The 13,642-nt window shown below is 61.8% G+C and carries 17 protein-coding genes; 13 read left to right on the top strand and 4 right to left on the bottom strand.

Annotated elements, in window-relative coordinates; genetic code table 11:
• Window positions 1-52 precede the first annotated feature (52 nt).
• The gene (gene hemE, locus HCN50_RS13995) at window positions 53-1,099 is read right to left on the bottom strand and encodes a uroporphyrinogen decarboxylase (protein WP_171710245.1); all 1,047 of its coding nucleotides are present in this window, start codon (window positions 1,097-1,099) and stop codon (window positions 53-55) included.
• A gap of 133 nt (window positions 1,100-1,232) precedes the next feature.
• Here hemE and HCN50_RS14000 point away from each other — a divergent pair, with 133 nt between their 5' ends.
• Window positions 1,233-1,454: a hypothetical protein gene (locus HCN50_RS14000; protein ID WP_171710246.1), complete on the top strand. Its 222-nt coding sequence runs from the start codon at window positions 1,233-1,235 to the stop codon at window positions 1,452-1,454.
• Window positions 1,455-1,529: 75 nt separating this feature from the next.
• On the opposite strand, the gene HCN50_RS14005 is transcribed toward HCN50_RS14000, so the two are convergent.
• Together HCN50_RS14005 and trhO are read right to left on the bottom strand one after the other, a co-directional pair.
• The gene (locus tag HCN50_RS14005; protein WP_171710247.1) at window positions 1,530-1,745 is read right to left on the bottom strand and encodes a SlyX family protein; all 216 of its coding nucleotides are present in this window, start codon (window positions 1,743-1,745) and stop codon (window positions 1,530-1,532) included.
• Window positions 1,738-2,490 carry an oxygen-dependent tRNA uridine(34) hydroxylase TrhO gene (gene trhO / locus HCN50_RS14010; protein WP_171710248.1) on the bottom strand — a complete coding sequence of 251 codons (753 nt, stop codon included), beginning with the start codon at window positions 2,488-2,490 and terminating at the stop codon, window positions 1,738-1,740. Before trhO ends, HCN50_RS14005 begins: the two co-directional genes overlap by 8 nt.
• 192 nt (window positions 2,491-2,682) lie before the next feature.
• Here trhO and ggt point away from each other — a divergent pair, with 192 nt between their 5' ends.
• The 7 genes from ggt (at window position 2,683) to HCN50_RS14045 (ending at window position 8,783) form a co-directional block, all read left to right on the top strand.
• A complete protein-coding gene (gene ggt / locus HCN50_RS14015) occupies window positions 2,683-4,269 on the top strand; it encodes a gamma-glutamyltransferase (RefSeq protein WP_171710249.1) in 1,587 nt (528 codons plus the stop codon).
• Window positions 4,270-4,307: 38 nt separating this feature from the next.
• On the top strand, window positions 4,308-4,766 hold the full coding sequence (locus HCN50_RS14020; protein ID WP_235976962.1) for an FKBP-type peptidyl-prolyl cis-trans isomerase: 459 nt from the start codon (window positions 4,308-4,310) through the stop codon (window positions 4,764-4,766).
• 76 nt (window positions 4,767-4,842) lie between these two features.
• On the top strand, window positions 4,843-5,034 hold the full coding sequence (locus tag HCN50_RS33625; RefSeq protein WP_283812085.1) for an NAD(P)-dependent oxidoreductase: 192 nt from the start codon (window positions 4,843-4,845) through the stop codon (window positions 5,032-5,034).
• 283 nt (window positions 5,035-5,317) lie between these two features.
• The gene (locus HCN50_RS14030; protein WP_171710251.1) at window positions 5,318-5,824 is read left to right on the top strand and encodes a cupin domain-containing protein; all 507 of its coding nucleotides are present in this window, start codon (window positions 5,318-5,320) and stop codon (window positions 5,822-5,824) included.
• Window positions 5,825-5,868: 44 nt separating this feature from the next.
• Window positions 5,869-6,606 carry an enoyl-CoA hydratase/isomerase family protein gene (locus HCN50_RS14035; RefSeq protein ID WP_171710252.1) on the top strand — a complete coding sequence of 246 codons (738 nt, stop codon included), beginning with the start codon at window positions 5,869-5,871 and terminating at the stop codon, window positions 6,604-6,606.
• 132 nt (window positions 6,607-6,738) lie between these two features.
• Window positions 6,739-7,164, top strand: coding sequence for a VOC family protein (locus tag HCN50_RS14040; RefSeq protein ID WP_171710253.1), 426 nt, complete (start codon window positions 6,739-6,741; stop codon window positions 7,162-7,164).
• Window positions 7,165-7,520: 356 nt separating this feature from the next.
• Complete coding sequence (locus HCN50_RS14045; RefSeq protein ID WP_171710254.1) at window positions 7,521-8,783, top strand: phospholipid carrier-dependent glycosyltransferase; 1,263 nt, start codon at window positions 7,521-7,523, stop codon at window positions 8,781-8,783.
• 74 nt (window positions 8,784-8,857) lie between these two features.
• On the opposite strand, the gene HCN50_RS14050 is transcribed toward HCN50_RS14045, so the two are convergent.
• Complete coding sequence (locus HCN50_RS14050; RefSeq protein ID WP_171710255.1) at window positions 8,858-9,496, bottom strand: OmpA family protein; 639 nt, start codon at window positions 9,494-9,496, stop codon at window positions 8,858-8,860.
• Between the two features lie 674 nt (window positions 9,497-10,170).
• Here HCN50_RS14050 and HCN50_RS14055 point away from each other — a divergent pair.
• From HCN50_RS14055 to HCN50_RS14075, 5 genes are all read left to right on the top strand, one after another.
• A complete protein-coding gene (locus HCN50_RS14055; RefSeq protein WP_171710256.1) occupies window positions 10,171-10,401 on the top strand; it encodes a hypothetical protein in 231 nt (76 codons plus the stop codon).
• Between the two features lie 78 nt (window positions 10,402-10,479).
• The gene (locus HCN50_RS14060) at window positions 10,480-11,652 is read left to right on the top strand and encodes a winged helix-turn-helix domain-containing protein (RefSeq protein WP_171710257.1); all 1,173 of its coding nucleotides are present in this window, start codon (window positions 10,480-10,482) and stop codon (window positions 11,650-11,652) included.
• 70 nt (window positions 11,653-11,722) lie between these two features.
• Entirely contained in the window at window positions 11,723-12,217 is a 495-nt protein-coding gene (locus HCN50_RS14065) for a hypothetical protein (protein WP_171710258.1), read from the top strand.
• A gap of 62 nt (window positions 12,218-12,279) precedes the next feature.
• Window positions 12,280-12,438 carry a hypothetical protein gene (locus HCN50_RS14070; protein WP_171710259.1) on the top strand — a complete coding sequence of 53 codons (159 nt, stop codon included), beginning with the start codon at window positions 12,280-12,282 and terminating at the stop codon, window positions 12,436-12,438.
• A 53-nt stretch (window positions 12,439-12,491) separates the two neighbouring features.
• Complete coding sequence (locus HCN50_RS14075) at window positions 12,492-13,598, top strand: efflux RND transporter periplasmic adaptor subunit (protein ID WP_171710260.1); 1,107 nt, start codon at window positions 12,492-12,494, stop codon at window positions 13,596-13,598.
• Window positions 13,599-13,642: the final 44 nt, after the last annotated feature.

Consider the following 13,642-nt stretch of genomic DNA (forward strand, 5'->3'; position numbering starts at 1 on the left):
CTGAAGTCGGGCGCTTACTGGATACCCGCCTTCGCGGGTATGACGGTCCTTGTTACCCCGTATACGCCCGCACGCGCTTCAGCATCTGCTCGACATGCGCGATCGGGGTTTCCGGCTGGATGCCGTGGCCGAGATTGAAGATCAGCCGCCCCTGCGCATAGTTCGCCAGCACGTCGTCGACAGCGCGGTCGAGCGCGGCGCCGCCTGCGATCAACGCCAGCGGATCGAGATTGCCCTGCACGGCGACATGGTTCTGCACGCGCTCGCGGATAAATGATGGCTCCGCCGTCCAGTCGATGCTGACGGCGTTGAGGCCGGTCGCTTCCACATAGGCTGGTAACAGCGCGCCGGCACCACGCGGAAAACCGATGATCTTGGCATCGGGCACTTGCGCGCGTACCCCGGCGACTATGCGTTTTGCCGGTTCGATCGACCAACGCTCGAATTCGCGCGGCGGCAGCACGCCGGCCCAGGTATCGAAGATCTGCAGGCAATCCGCGCCGGCCTTGAGCTGACCGAGCAAATATTGGATGGAATTCTCCACCAGCACGTCGATGATCTTCGCAAACACGTCGGGATGGCCGTACGCCATCATCCGCGCCGGCGCCTGATCCGGCGTGCCCTGACCTGCGACCATGTAGGTTGCCACCGTCCATGGCGCGCCGCAGAAGCCGATCAGCGCAATCTCTGGCGCAAGTTCGCGCCGCACGCGGCGCAGCGCTTCATAGACCGGCTCCAGCTTTCCGAAGTCGGCATCGCGCGCCAGCGTGTCTACCTTCTCCGGTGTATCCAGCGGATCGAGCCGCGGGCCTTCGCCGGCCTCGAAGCGCACCGAGCGGCCGAGTGCGTAGGGGATGACGAGAATGTCGGAAAAGATGATCGCCGCGTCGAAGTTGAAACGGCGGATCGGCTGCAGCGTCACCTCGGCGGCATATTCCGGCGTGAAGCAGAGATCGAGAAAGCTGCCGGCCCGGGCGCGCAGTTCGCGATATTCAGGCAAATAGCGACCGGCCTGACGCATCATCCAGGCTGGCGGCACCGCCTGTCTGCGGCCCGACAGCACTTCGATAACGGGTTTTACGAAGGATTTCTGGGTCAAACGCAAAGTTCCTCAGCAAGCCTGATACAGACTTCTGATACACGCAGGTTCCCAAATGTCTAGGGAGCGATACGGGCGCAACGAGAGGAACTGGCGCAATACCGGACCGTTATCCCGGGCATGGAGGTACCCTATGGCTAAGAAATTCAACCCTGCGCCGCATGACAAGCACGCCGAAAATCCGCGCGAGGCACTGAAGGCCGACCGGGAAACGCACGAAAAGCTCGAGGCAGGCTTGGTCGATACTTTTCCAGCCTCCGATCCCGTAAGCGCGGCGCAACCGGCGCCGTCAAAAGCCGATCACGAACATGAGAACTCATCGCTGTGGGACAAGGTTCGCGCCGTGTTCCGCTAACGCAAAAAGGATCGCACGAATTCGTTTTGCAGCGGCAAACGGCCTCCTTGAAGGGAGACCGTTTCTGTTTGGGGTTCAGTAGTGCGGCGGACGCTCGTTTGCAGGGCCGGGCACGCGGTTTTCGGCTTCTCGAAGGCGTTCCTTCAATTCCGCGATCTGCCGAGTCAGTCTGTCGATCTCGGTCCACTGCGCCGTGATCGTGAGGTTCAACACCTCGATGGTCTCATCCTGATAGGTCAGGCGTATTTCCAGCGCATCGATGCGCTCGCTCAGTGCGCTGACTTCACTCATGGGAGCCATCGCTCATCTTGCGTTCCCGCAGGCCGTGGCCGAGCGCCACGCGTTCGTCGAACACGAAGCATTCGCCGCGCCAACGGCTCTCCTCTTCCGGGACACCTTCCAGGTACCGAAGGATGCCGCCTTTGAGGTGATAGATCTCGTCAAATCCGCGCGCCAGCAGATAGGCGCTGGCTTTCTCGCACCGGATGCCGCCGGTGCAGAACATTGCGATCCGCTTGTGCTTCGCCGGATCGAGTTTCTGCGCGGCGAACTCCTTGAACTGTCCAAAGCTTTTGATGCCGGGATCGACCGCCCCCTCGAACGTGCCCATCGCCACCTCGAAAGCGTTGCGAGTATCGATGACTAGCGTATCGGGCGCAGCGATCAATTCGTTCCAGTCCGACGGTTCGACATAGGTGCCGACCCGCCGTGTCGGGTCGACGTCGGCATCGCCGAGCGTAACGATTTCTTTCTTCAGGCGGACCTTCAGCTGCTGGAACGGCATCTCGGACGCGGTTGAAAATTTGAGTTCGAGATTGTCGAGCCGGCCGCCAAAAACGGCGCCGTGCTGCAGTTCACGAACGAACGCGTCGATGTCTGCATCGCTGCCCGCAACCGTGCCATTGATGCCCTCATGCGCCAGCAGCACGCTGCCCTTCAACCCCAGGTCCGCCGCAAAGGCACGCAACGGCTCGCGCAATTCCCGGAAATCCGGCAGCGCAGCGAATTGATAGAAGGCGGCGACCTTGAGCGGCATGGCGACCGTTTATCAGGCCGGCCGGGGAGGGGAAACCCCGTAAAGCCCTGCATATTCTGCGCATTGCCTCTGATGCCCCATTGGCATGCCAACCATTGCCCTGCCGGGGATGAATATGCCAAAGAACGGCCTATAAACCCGCCCGATGCTCCCGCGGGATGCTCAAGAAACGCTGAAAAGAAAGCACTCGCGATGAGGAATTTCCATTTCGCCGGCCGCTCCACGGTCCATGCCCAGAACGCGATGGTGGCGACGTCACATCCGGAAGCCGCGTTGACCGCGATCGAGGTGATGAAGGCGGGCGGCACGGCGGCGGATGCCGCGGTAGCGGCCTGCGCGCTGCTTGGCGTGATCGAGCCGCAATCGACGGGCATTGGCGGCGACTGCTTCGCGCTGATCCAGCCGAAAGGCGAGGGCAAGATTGTCGCCTATAACGGCTCCGGCCGCGCGCCGATGGCAGCGACAGCCGAATGGTATCTGGAGCGCAAGATCCATTCAGTGCCGCTGACCTCGGCCCATGCGGTGAGCATTCCCGGCGCGATCGACGCCTGGGATACGATCCTGCGCGACCATGGCAAGATGGGCCTCGACACCCTGCTGCAGCCCGCCATCAAGGCCGCCGAGGAAGGCTATGTCGTTGCCCCCCGCATCGCCTTCGACTGGAAGAACCAGTTCGAGAAGCTGAAGAACGGCACTAATACCGAGCGCTATCTTTTGCCGCACGGCAAGCCGGCGGTGGCCGGCGACGTGATCCGCCAGCCGGAATTGGGCAAGACGCTGCGCGCCATCGCCAAGAATGGCCGCGATGCGTTCTATACCGGCGAAATCGCGGACGACATGGTGGAAACCCTGCGCGGCATTGGCGGCCTGCACACGCTGGAAGATTTTGCTGCGCATTCGACCGAAACGACGGCGCCGATCGGCACCATGTACAAGGGCCATGATGTCTGGCAGTGCCCGCCGAACGGCCCGGGTATCACGATGCTGGTGATGCTGAATATCCTCTCCCGCTTCGACCTGACCAAATTCGCGCCGCTCAGCATCGAGCGCTTCCATCTCGAGGCGGAGGCCGCCCGCATCGCCTACATGATGCGTGAGCAGTATATCGGCGATCCTCAACAGGTGCATGTCGACGTCGCCGGCATCCTCGCCAAAGGGTTCGCCGAGGAGCATATCAAGAACATCAGGATGGACCGGCTGCTCGAACTGCCGAACGTCGCGCCACCGATGAATCCGTCCACCGTCTACATCACCGTTGTCGACAAGGATCGCAACGTCTGCTCGTTCATCAACTCGATCGCGCATTCGTTCGGTTCGGCGATCGTTTCCAACAAGACCGGCATTCTCCTGCAGAATCGCGCCGGCGGCTTCCGCATTCAGCCCGGCCACCCGAACTGCATCGCGCCGGGCAAGCGGCCGCTGCACACCATCATTCCCTCGCTCGCCACCAGGAATGGCCGCGCGGTGATGCCGTTCGGTGTGATGGGCGGCCAGTATCAGCCGGTCGGGCAGACCCACGTACTGACCAATATTCTCGACTATGGCTGCGACGTGCAGGAAGCCATCGATATGCCACGCGGTTTGCATTATGAGGGCGTCTACCAGCTCGAGGACAGCGTGCCGGCCGAGATCGTCGAAGGCCTGAAGAAGATCGGCCACAAGACCACGAGCGTGGTCGGCCCACTCGGCGGCGGCCAGGCGATCTGGATCGACTGGGACACGGGCACGCTGACCGGCGGCTCCGATCCCCGCAAGGACGGCTGCGCGCTGGGCTACTGACCGTATACAAGCTCCGTTTCCGGAAAGAGGTTCAACAGATGCGCTTCTCGCGACGCACGATCTTCCAGACCGCCTTTGCCGCCGTGGCAGCCGCGGTTGCCACGCCCGTTGCCATTCAAATGGCATCGGCCCAAACCGCAGGAAAACCCATGACCACAGCTTCAGGCTTGCAGATCATCGACAGCAAGGTCGGTACCGGCGCCTCGCCAGCGTCCGGCCAGACCTGCGTCATGCATTATACCGGTTGGCTCTACGAGAATGGCCAGAAGGGCAGGAAATTCGATTCCTCGGTGGATCGCAATGAGCCGTTCGAGTTCAAGATCGGCCAGCGGCAGGTGATTGCCGGCTGGGACGAAGGCGTCGCTTCCATGAAGGTCGGCGGCAAGCGCACGCTGATCATTCCGCCTGCGCTCGGTTACGGCGCGCGGGGCGCCGGCGGCGTCATCCCGCCGAACGCTACGCTGATGTTCGACGTCGAATTGCTGGCCGTGAAGTAAGCTGAACCCGAGGCGCAGCGTGAAGGTCTCGATCCGCGACGCTTATTTCGACACGCTGTAGTCCTGATCCGCGAGCCTGGTCGATGCCACGCGCGGCATCGTCAAGGCGGAAGATCTCGCGCGCATGAAACCCACGGCGCTCCTGGTCAACACCAGCCGCGCGCCGCTGATCGAGCCGAACGCACTCGTGAATGCGTTGCGCGCCGGACGCCCCGGCATGGCGGCGGTCGACTCTACGAAAAAGAGTCGCTGCGCGATCCCCTGCTGACCATGGAAACGTGGTCTGCACGCCGCATCTGGCTATGTATCGCGCGACGAACACGAACTCCAGTTCACGGATATTTTCGATCAGATTGTGGCCTATGCCGCGGGAATGCCGACGAATGTCGTCAATCCGGACGTGATGTCCAGACGGCGCTGAACAGGCTGAGGCTGCGCCCGGCCATGACGAAAACCGGGGCGCCTATGCGCAGCCGGCTCCGCTAATTTTCTGGTTTGCGGCCGCGCTTTTCGATATCGTCGGGAAAAATGATCTTTCGAGAAGGCGCCCAATGACCGGCACGCATGACCACGCCCATTCCCACGATCACGATGAGCGCTGGAAGCATGACGGCGTTCGCGTCATTCCAGGCAATCAGCTCGATCCCAACGTGCCGTCAACCGCCGGCATGGATCGCAAGGCCGCGATCAATTTCGCCCGCGTCGGCGCGCAGAAATTGTGGGCGGGGACGGTGACGATCAAGCCCGACGCCAAGACCGGCGCGCATCATCACGGCCATCTCGAAAGCATCATCTATGTCGTAAAGGGCAGGGCGCGGATGCGCTGGGGCGAGCATCTGCAGTTCACCGCCGAGGCCGGCCCCGGCGACTTCATTTTCGTGCCGCCCTACGTGCCGCATCAGGAAATCAACGCCAGCCCCGACGAGGTGCTGGAATGCGTGCTGGTGCGCTCCGACGGCGAGGCGGTTGCGATCAATCTCGACATCGAGCCGGTCGAAAAGCCGGAGACGGTGCTGTGGGTCGATCCGGTGCACCGCGACCCCGCCGTGAAGAAGTAAAGAACATCGATCATCGCCATCGAGCTGGTGTCGCGGGGAATGCCATGAAGCTTGTTCGCTACGAGAGCGCAGGCCACGTCGCTACCATCACGATGGATCGTGCGTCCGCGCATAATGCGCTCAACAACGCCTTATGCGATGAGCTGCGCGAGGCCTGGCTTCGCTTTCACGAAAGCGATGACCGCGTTGCGGTGCTTGCCTCGTCCGAAGAGAAATATTTCTCGGTCGGCGCCGACGTCAGAGATCTTCCCGCCAACATGTGGCACGCGGTGCCCGGACTGGGCGTCGAACTGGACAAGCCGGTGATTGCGGCGACGTCCGGGTGGGTCGTCGGCGGTGCTTTCGTGCTGGTCCAGATGGCTGACATGTGCGTGGCATCGGAGACGACGCGCTTCATCTATCCCGAGGGCAAGATCGGCACCACCGCCGGCGGCGTCTCCTCGGTGATGGCGCGCATGCCGCACAAGATCGCGATGGAGTTTCTGCTGGTTGGCGAGGAAATGTCCGCGGAGCGCGCCTACCAGATCGGTTTCGTCAACAAGGTGGCGCCGAAAGGACAGCATGTCACCCTCGCGCAGGAAATGGCGGCCAAGGTCGCTGCCAATGCGCCGCTGGTGGTCCGTGCCCTGAAGAAGCTGGCCCGCGACGCGATGCCCAAGGGACCGCTGGAGGGAGTCGCCGAGGTGCGTCGGCTGCTGGATGCCATCAGGGACAGCGAGGATCTCAAGGAGGGCGTCAAGGCGTTCAGCGAAAAGCGCAAGCCGGAATTCAAAGGCAAATAGCGTCTATTCGTCGCCGGACTCTAGCGAACCACGCACCCTTTCCCGAGCAACGAAAAATAATTCGAGAAGGGATGTCGGGCCCGCCTTCGCCCGCTCGTCCTTGGCATGAACCCCGCAAAAAAGGAGCCGATTATGGCCAAAATGATCTTCGTCAACCTGCCGGTCAGCGATCTCGCCCGCTCCACAGCCTTCTATCAGGCGATCGGCGCTGAAAAGAACCCGCAATTCTCCGACGACACGGGGTCCTGCATGGTGTTCTCCGATACCATCTACGTGATGCTGCTGACCCACGCCAAGTACCGCCAGTTCACCTCGAAGAAGATCGCCGACGCCAAGGCCACAAGCCAGGTCCTGCTCTGCCTCTCCGCTGACAGCCGCAATGCGGTGGACGATATGGTTGGAAAGGCGCAAGGCGCGGGCGGCGGAGCCGATCCGGGTCCGAAGCAGGATTATGGCTTCATGTACGGCCGCAGCTTCGAAGATCCCGATGGGCATCATTGGGAAGTGATGTGGATGGATGTCGCGGCCGCCACCGCCGCGCAGCCCGCCAGTGCCTGACAGGTCGAACAGATCAGCAATCAGGCTGTAAATCTCTACATCTCGTAGCTTGCCCCAGCGTGTCATCGCCCGGCCTTGACCGGGCGATCCAGTAAGCTACGCCCGCCGATTGTTGCGAAGGAACTGGCGCCGCGGAGTACTGGATGCCCCGCCTGAAGCGAGGCATGATGATGGTTGGCGCGCGCGGCTACTCACCCACCGGCTGGTCATAGCGGAAGTGAAATGCGTCCAACGCGATGGACATAAAAATCCGGAGCCGTCACACTCAATTTGCCGCAATATCATTCCGCCCCTGATTCCGTGCCAGATTGTCCGTGAAGCCATCAGCCTCATCACATTCTGTTCTGCCCGGTTCGATGATGCGCACGGGCATCATCGCGGCGATCCTTTTTGTGCTTGCGCATTTCGCGCTGCTGACCGGCGTCACCACGCCGGAAAAGTTCTATTTCGACGAGGTTCACTACGTCCCGGCGGCGCGGCAGATGCTTGAGGCGGCGATGCGGGAGCCGATGCTCAATCCCATGCATCCGCCGCTCGCCAAGCAGTTCATGGCGCTGTCGATCCATTGGTTCGGCGACATTCCGCTGGGTTGGCGCTATCCGAGCGTATTGTTCGGATCGCTCGCCGTGGTAGCGGTGTATCTGTGCGGCCTGGCGCTGTTCGGAGCACAGGGGCCGGCCGTCGCGGCGAGCCTGCTGGCTTCTTTCAACCAGATGCTGTTCGTGCAATCGCGCATCGCGATGCTGGATATTTTCTCGCTCGCCTTCAGCCTGTTCGCTATCACGGCGTTCATGCATGGCTTTCGCAGGAAGCGGCCGCATCTATGGTTCGCCCTTGCCGGAATCGGCTTCGGCCTGTCGGCCGCCTGCAAATGGAGCGGGGCCTTCGTCCTCGCGGTCTGCATCGGCATCATTGCGGTGATTCGCCTGATGCAGATCTGGCGCACGCAGTTCGCCGATGCGAGGGCCGACGATTGGTACAGGCCCGATCTCTGGCCAGGCTTCAACGGCTGGCATTTCGCGGCGTGCTTCCTTCTTATTCCGGCCGCTGTCTATCTCGCGACGTTCATTCCGCTCTATGGGTTTTCGGTTCCGGGTATTCTGGAAGCGCAACGGCGGATCTTCAGCGACAACACGACGAGTGCGATTGCTGGCCACACCTATATGAGTTCATGGCCGTCGTGGCCGTTCCTGATGCGCCCGGTCTGGTATCTCTTTGACAAGATCGACGAAGACCATATCGCTGCCGTGGTCCTGCTCGGCAATCCTCTGATCCTGTGGCCGGCGCTGATCGCTGTGGCGATCTGCCTGCGCGACTGGATCGTCACGCGACGGCTTGATGCTTTCCTGATATTGGCGTTCTATTTCGGCCCATACCTCGCATGGGCGCTGCTGCCGCGAACGCTTGGCTTCATCTATTACTATCTGCCGGCGGCGACCACAGCGAGCTTTGCACTGGTGTATGCCTTGAAACGCGGCAGCCTGCCCGGTTGGTTGTTATGGGCGTATGTCGCAATCGGCTTTGCCGGTTTCGCCGCAATGTTACCGATATCGGCCGCGTTCATCGGCACATCGATGGCGACGTTCAGCCGCCTGATGATCTTCCAGAACTGGATTTGAATCGATCCTTCTCGCAATGGCGCAAGAGAAAGAACCGCCTGCCGGAGAGGCAGGCGGTTCGATTTTCCAAGACCTTACTTTGACGCGGTCTTCGTATCCATGTTGACGACCTGAACGCGGCGGTTGGTCGGGTCCATCGGCGCATTCGGATCTTTCGGCTTGGTCTCGCCATAACCGACGGTGACCAGGTTGGAGCCGGCGATGCCGTATTTCTCGGTCAGGTACTTCTTGATCGTGTCGGCACGGCGCTCGGAAAGATCCTGATTGTAGGCTTCACTGCCGATCGCATCGGTATGACCGGCGACCACGAAGGTCGAACCCTTCAGGCTCGGGTCGGAAAGCGCCTTGCCGAGCTCCTGCACGGCGGAAACCGAGTTCTTGCTGATATCGGCCGAGTTGTAGTCGAAGTTGATTTCGAGATCGATCTTCGGCTTGCTTGCGGCGAGTTCCGCAATCTCCTGGCGCTCGCCGAGCGACAGCGACCGGGTCTTGCGGTTGCGCAGGGAATCGACGAAGCCGACTTCCTTGGCCTTTGCGGCGGCATCCACCGGCTGCTGCGGACCACTCGAGAGGCCCCGGGTCACTCCCGGCTTCGGCTTCAGGGCGTCCAGGATTTTGTCGGCCGAGACGGCGTCGCCGGCGACGGCCAGCCCTGCCGTCATCGACAGCGCGGCGCTGATAGTCATGATCGAAATTCCATGAGAGCGGGTCATCGTCCTAGTCCTCACTGTTAACGCCTGCAAACTGACGTGCATGATGTTTTGATGCTGCGACGATAGGATGGGTTCAAAACAGGCAATGTGACTCAAATCACAGAGCAAAACCCGGCTTTCCAGGCGGCTACCAGCTTTCAATTGGTGCTGCAGGGGTTGAAGGGAACGTCGCGACATCTGCAGTGGCTTTTCGGCTGACCTAGTCACGTGATCTGAATCGCGGCTGTGGACCGCCTTCATCGAGATCGGCCGCGCGACGTCCATGGCGGATGTGGGCAGGAACTGCCTTGATCAGAATCAGATGATCCGCGTCGCTTGATTGGTCCGGACATCAAACGCCTCCGTGATTCCACGGAGCCAGTCGCGATGTTCAGCCATTCAAGCGGCCGCTATCTCACCGTCATCGATGCTCAAGACCTGCGGTGCTGGATAGTGCAAGCTGCTTCGCCGCGATGCCTTCCTCATTCACAAAAAAAGCGAGGCCATCGCGCCAGCGCCGATGTGTGGACAACAAATCGGCTAGATGCCTCTCTAGCAAAACTACTCACAAAAAATCTGAAGAAGAAATCGTTCGGGGCAACCAAACGGGCGGGGCGGTGTTACAGTCAGTCAAACGTCAGCGTGAGTATCTGGGTTATCGAAGCGCATCGGAGTCGGCCGGTTCCGCAAGTTCAATGCCAACACTGATCGGCGCGGCGATGATCGCCGCTGCAATTTTGCTGTCGACGCTGATCAGCGCGCTCGGCAGCCGCTACGTCGGGCTAGAAAGCCCGACGGAGGAGAGCGCGTGGCTAGTCGATCGTCTCACCGGCCACGTCTACAAATGCCATGCGCCGCAGCCCGGCCGCGCCTCTTGCGAGGCCGAGATCGCAACCGGCAGCGTCGGAGAGCGGCAGAAGCGGTGAGGTGAGCTGGCGTCGCGGGCCGGCGATCATGGAACCCGGGACTCCCCACGCGCGCGAATCCCGCTACATTACCGCGCAATGTCCCGCGCGACTGAACCACGCCGCCTGACCAAAGCCGAGGCCCGGCGAATCTGGCTGCACGCCCAGCGGCTCGATACCAGCGAGCCGTTCGGCGCCGGGCCGGAGGCGGTCGCGGCAGCCGTGGACCATCTCGGTTATGTCCAGATCGACACTATCCACGTCATCGAACGCTGCCATCATCATATTCTCTATAGCCGGATCCCGGCCTATGCCCGTGCCGACCTGCGCCAGGCGCAGAGCGTCGACAAGAGCGTGTTCGAATACTGGATGCATGCGCTGTCCTATGTGCCCGCGAAGGATTTTCGTTTCTTCGTTCCGGCAATGAGAGAGCACCGGCGGAACGGCCACAAATGGTTTGCTTCCGTCAAACCGGAGGATACCCGCAAAGTGATGCGGCTGTTACGGCGCGACGGCGCGCTGACCATCCGCGACATCGAGGACGACGTTCTGACCGAGAAGGAGCATCTGTGGCAGAGCCGCAAACCCTCGAAGCGGGCGCTGCAGCTTGCCTTCTATGGCGGTGAGGTGACGATCTCCGAACGCACCGGCATGCTCAAGACCTACGAGTTGATGACGCGGCATTTCGGCTGGGACAAGCTGCCGAAGCCGGCCAAATCGGCGGAAATCACCGCCTACCTGCTCGACCGCGCGTTGCGTTCGCAGGGCGTCGTCAGCCTTGATTCCATCTGCCATCTCGACGCGCCGAGCAAGCCTGCGGTGCGGCGGCTGGTCGAAGCGCGGGTGCGGCGCAAGGAACTGGTGCCGGTCGCGCTCGAAGGCGCCGGCAAGCAGGAGCATTGGGCGCGGCCGGAAGTGCTGGAAGCGAATCCGTCGGCGGGCGAGGGCGACGGCCCGGTGCACATCCTTTCGCCGTTCGATCCGCTTGTTATCCAGCGCAAGCGCACCGAGTTGTTCTTCGGCTACGGCCACCGCTTCGAAGCCTATGTGCCGAAGGAAAAGCGCGTGTTCGGCTATTTTGCGCTTCCTGTCCTGGTCGGTGAGGACATCGTCGCAGCCATTGACCTCAAGACCGACCGCCAGAAAGGAAAGCTGCTGATGCAGAAATGGAGCTGGGTCGGCAAGGGCGCCGCGAGGGCTGCGCGCAAGGACTACAAGCGGCGCATCGAGGAAGAGCTGCACCGTTTCGAGCGGTTTCAGTTGGCAGATTAGGGTTTCCATTCAGGAACCCGCCACCGCCGCGTTTGTTAGTTCCATGCTGCACAATCGCTGGGAGGGCAACATGGGCAAGGACAAATCGATTCTGGAGAAGTTCACCGACACGGTGAAGGACATCGCCGGCACCGCGACGGAAGCCGCAAGCCAGGCGCTGAAGACCGACGAGCCGGCGTTGAAGGCTGACGAGCGTGCGGCAGCTTATGTGCCGCTCGCCGCCGATGGTTTGGTTTCCGATCCTATGATGGTGACGCCGGTAGCAGCTACGCCCCGGCGGCGGAAGCCGGCTGCCAGCAAACGACGAGATGCGCCGCCGACCAGGCCGAGGAAGGCTGGAGCCGCCAAGGCTCGAACTGCCAAGCGTCGAACTACCAAGACTCGAAGTGCCAAGGCTGGAGCTACCAAGGCGCGAGCTGCCAAAGCTCGAACTGCAAGAAAGACGGCGAAGACGTCGGCCGCCAGGAAATCGAGCGGCCGGAAATCGAGAGCTGCCAGCAAGACGGCGGCAAGCGTGAAGAAAACAGCCACCAAGAAAACCCGCAAGAAAGCTCGACGCACCTGATCCGTACGGCCCGTGGCGATTGCGGGCGCAAAGTTGCGCCTCTGCCGGCTGGGTGAAAGTCAATGCGGCCGACGCCCTTCTCGGCGCTGCCTTTCCAGATTGTTGTGCGCTTCGGCCGGATGACGGCCAGCCAGGGCTGGGACGACAACCTTTTCCAGCAAGGGCAATTACCTCTTAACCTACCGTCTCCTCACGAATTGATGATCTCTGACGATTATTGACATTCATCAGTCGCCATTCAATACTCTTCACCGATGTTGCGATGGAGAGACCGATGTTCGCCCGTTCCATTTTCTCTAGCTATTACAGGCTGTTGACTGGAGCATCGCTGGCGTTTGCGGTATTCGCGCTGGCGGGCTGTAATGAAAAGGCGGCGGAAACCGCCGCGCCCGGACGTCCGGTTCTGGTGGCTACTGTGCATTACGCGGCCGAGACGCCCGAGCGCAGTTTCGTCGGCACCATCCGGCCCCGGATCGAAACCGATATGGGATTCCGTGTCCCCGGCAAGGTCGCCCGGCGTCTGGTTGAAGTCGGCCAGACCGTGGATGTCGGCCAGCCGCTCGCTATCCTCGACGAGGTCGATCTGAAGCTGCAGGCCGAGCAGGCCGAGGCCGAGTTCCGCGCGGCTACCGGCGTGCTGGCGCAGGCCAGCGCCTCCGAGCAGCGCGCCAAGGACCTTCGCGCCAAGGGCTGGACCACCGATGCGCAGATGGACCAGAGCCGCGCCGCCGCTGACGAAGCTCGGGCGCGCTTTAACCGCGCCGAGCGGCAAGTCGAACTGACCAAGAATTCTCTCTCTTATGCGACGCTGATTGCCGACACCCGCGGCGTCGTCACCGCGACCCTGATCGAGCCCGGCCAGGTCGTGGCTTCCGGGCAGACGGCGGTCCGTGTTGCGCGCTTTGCCGAAAAGGAGGCCGTGGTCGCGATCCCCGAAACCCTGGTCGGCCGCGCCAAGGCCGGCACGGCTACCGTGACGCTGTGGTCGGATTCGGAGAGAAAATATGCCGCGAAGCTGCGCGAGATCGCGCCTTCCGCCGACCCGGCGACGCGCACCTATCTCGCCAAATTCTCGCTGCCGGAAGCCGACGACAAGGTCTCGCTCGGCATGACGGCAACGCTGACGCTGGCCGACGCCGCCACTGAGCGCGTCGCCAAGCTGCCGCTGTCGGCGCTGTTCAGCCAAGGTAGCAATCCCTCGCTCTATGTCGTCGACGATGCCGGCGCGGTGAAGCTGCAGCCGGTCGTCGTGAAGTCCTACGAAAGCAATGCCGTCGTGATCTCCGGTGGCGTCGACGAGGGCGCCAAGATTGTCACGCTCGGCGTGCAGAAGCTCGACCCGGCGCAGAAGGTCCGGGTGGTGTCGTCGCTATCGTTCTAGTCCCGTCATTGCGAGTTGACCCCTGTCATTGCGAGGAGCGAAGC

It is taken from the genome of Bradyrhizobium archetypum, assembly GCF_013114835.1.
In the GTDB taxonomy this organism is placed as follows: domain Bacteria; phylum Pseudomonadota; class Alphaproteobacteria; order Rhizobiales; family Xanthobacteraceae; genus Bradyrhizobium; species Bradyrhizobium archetypum.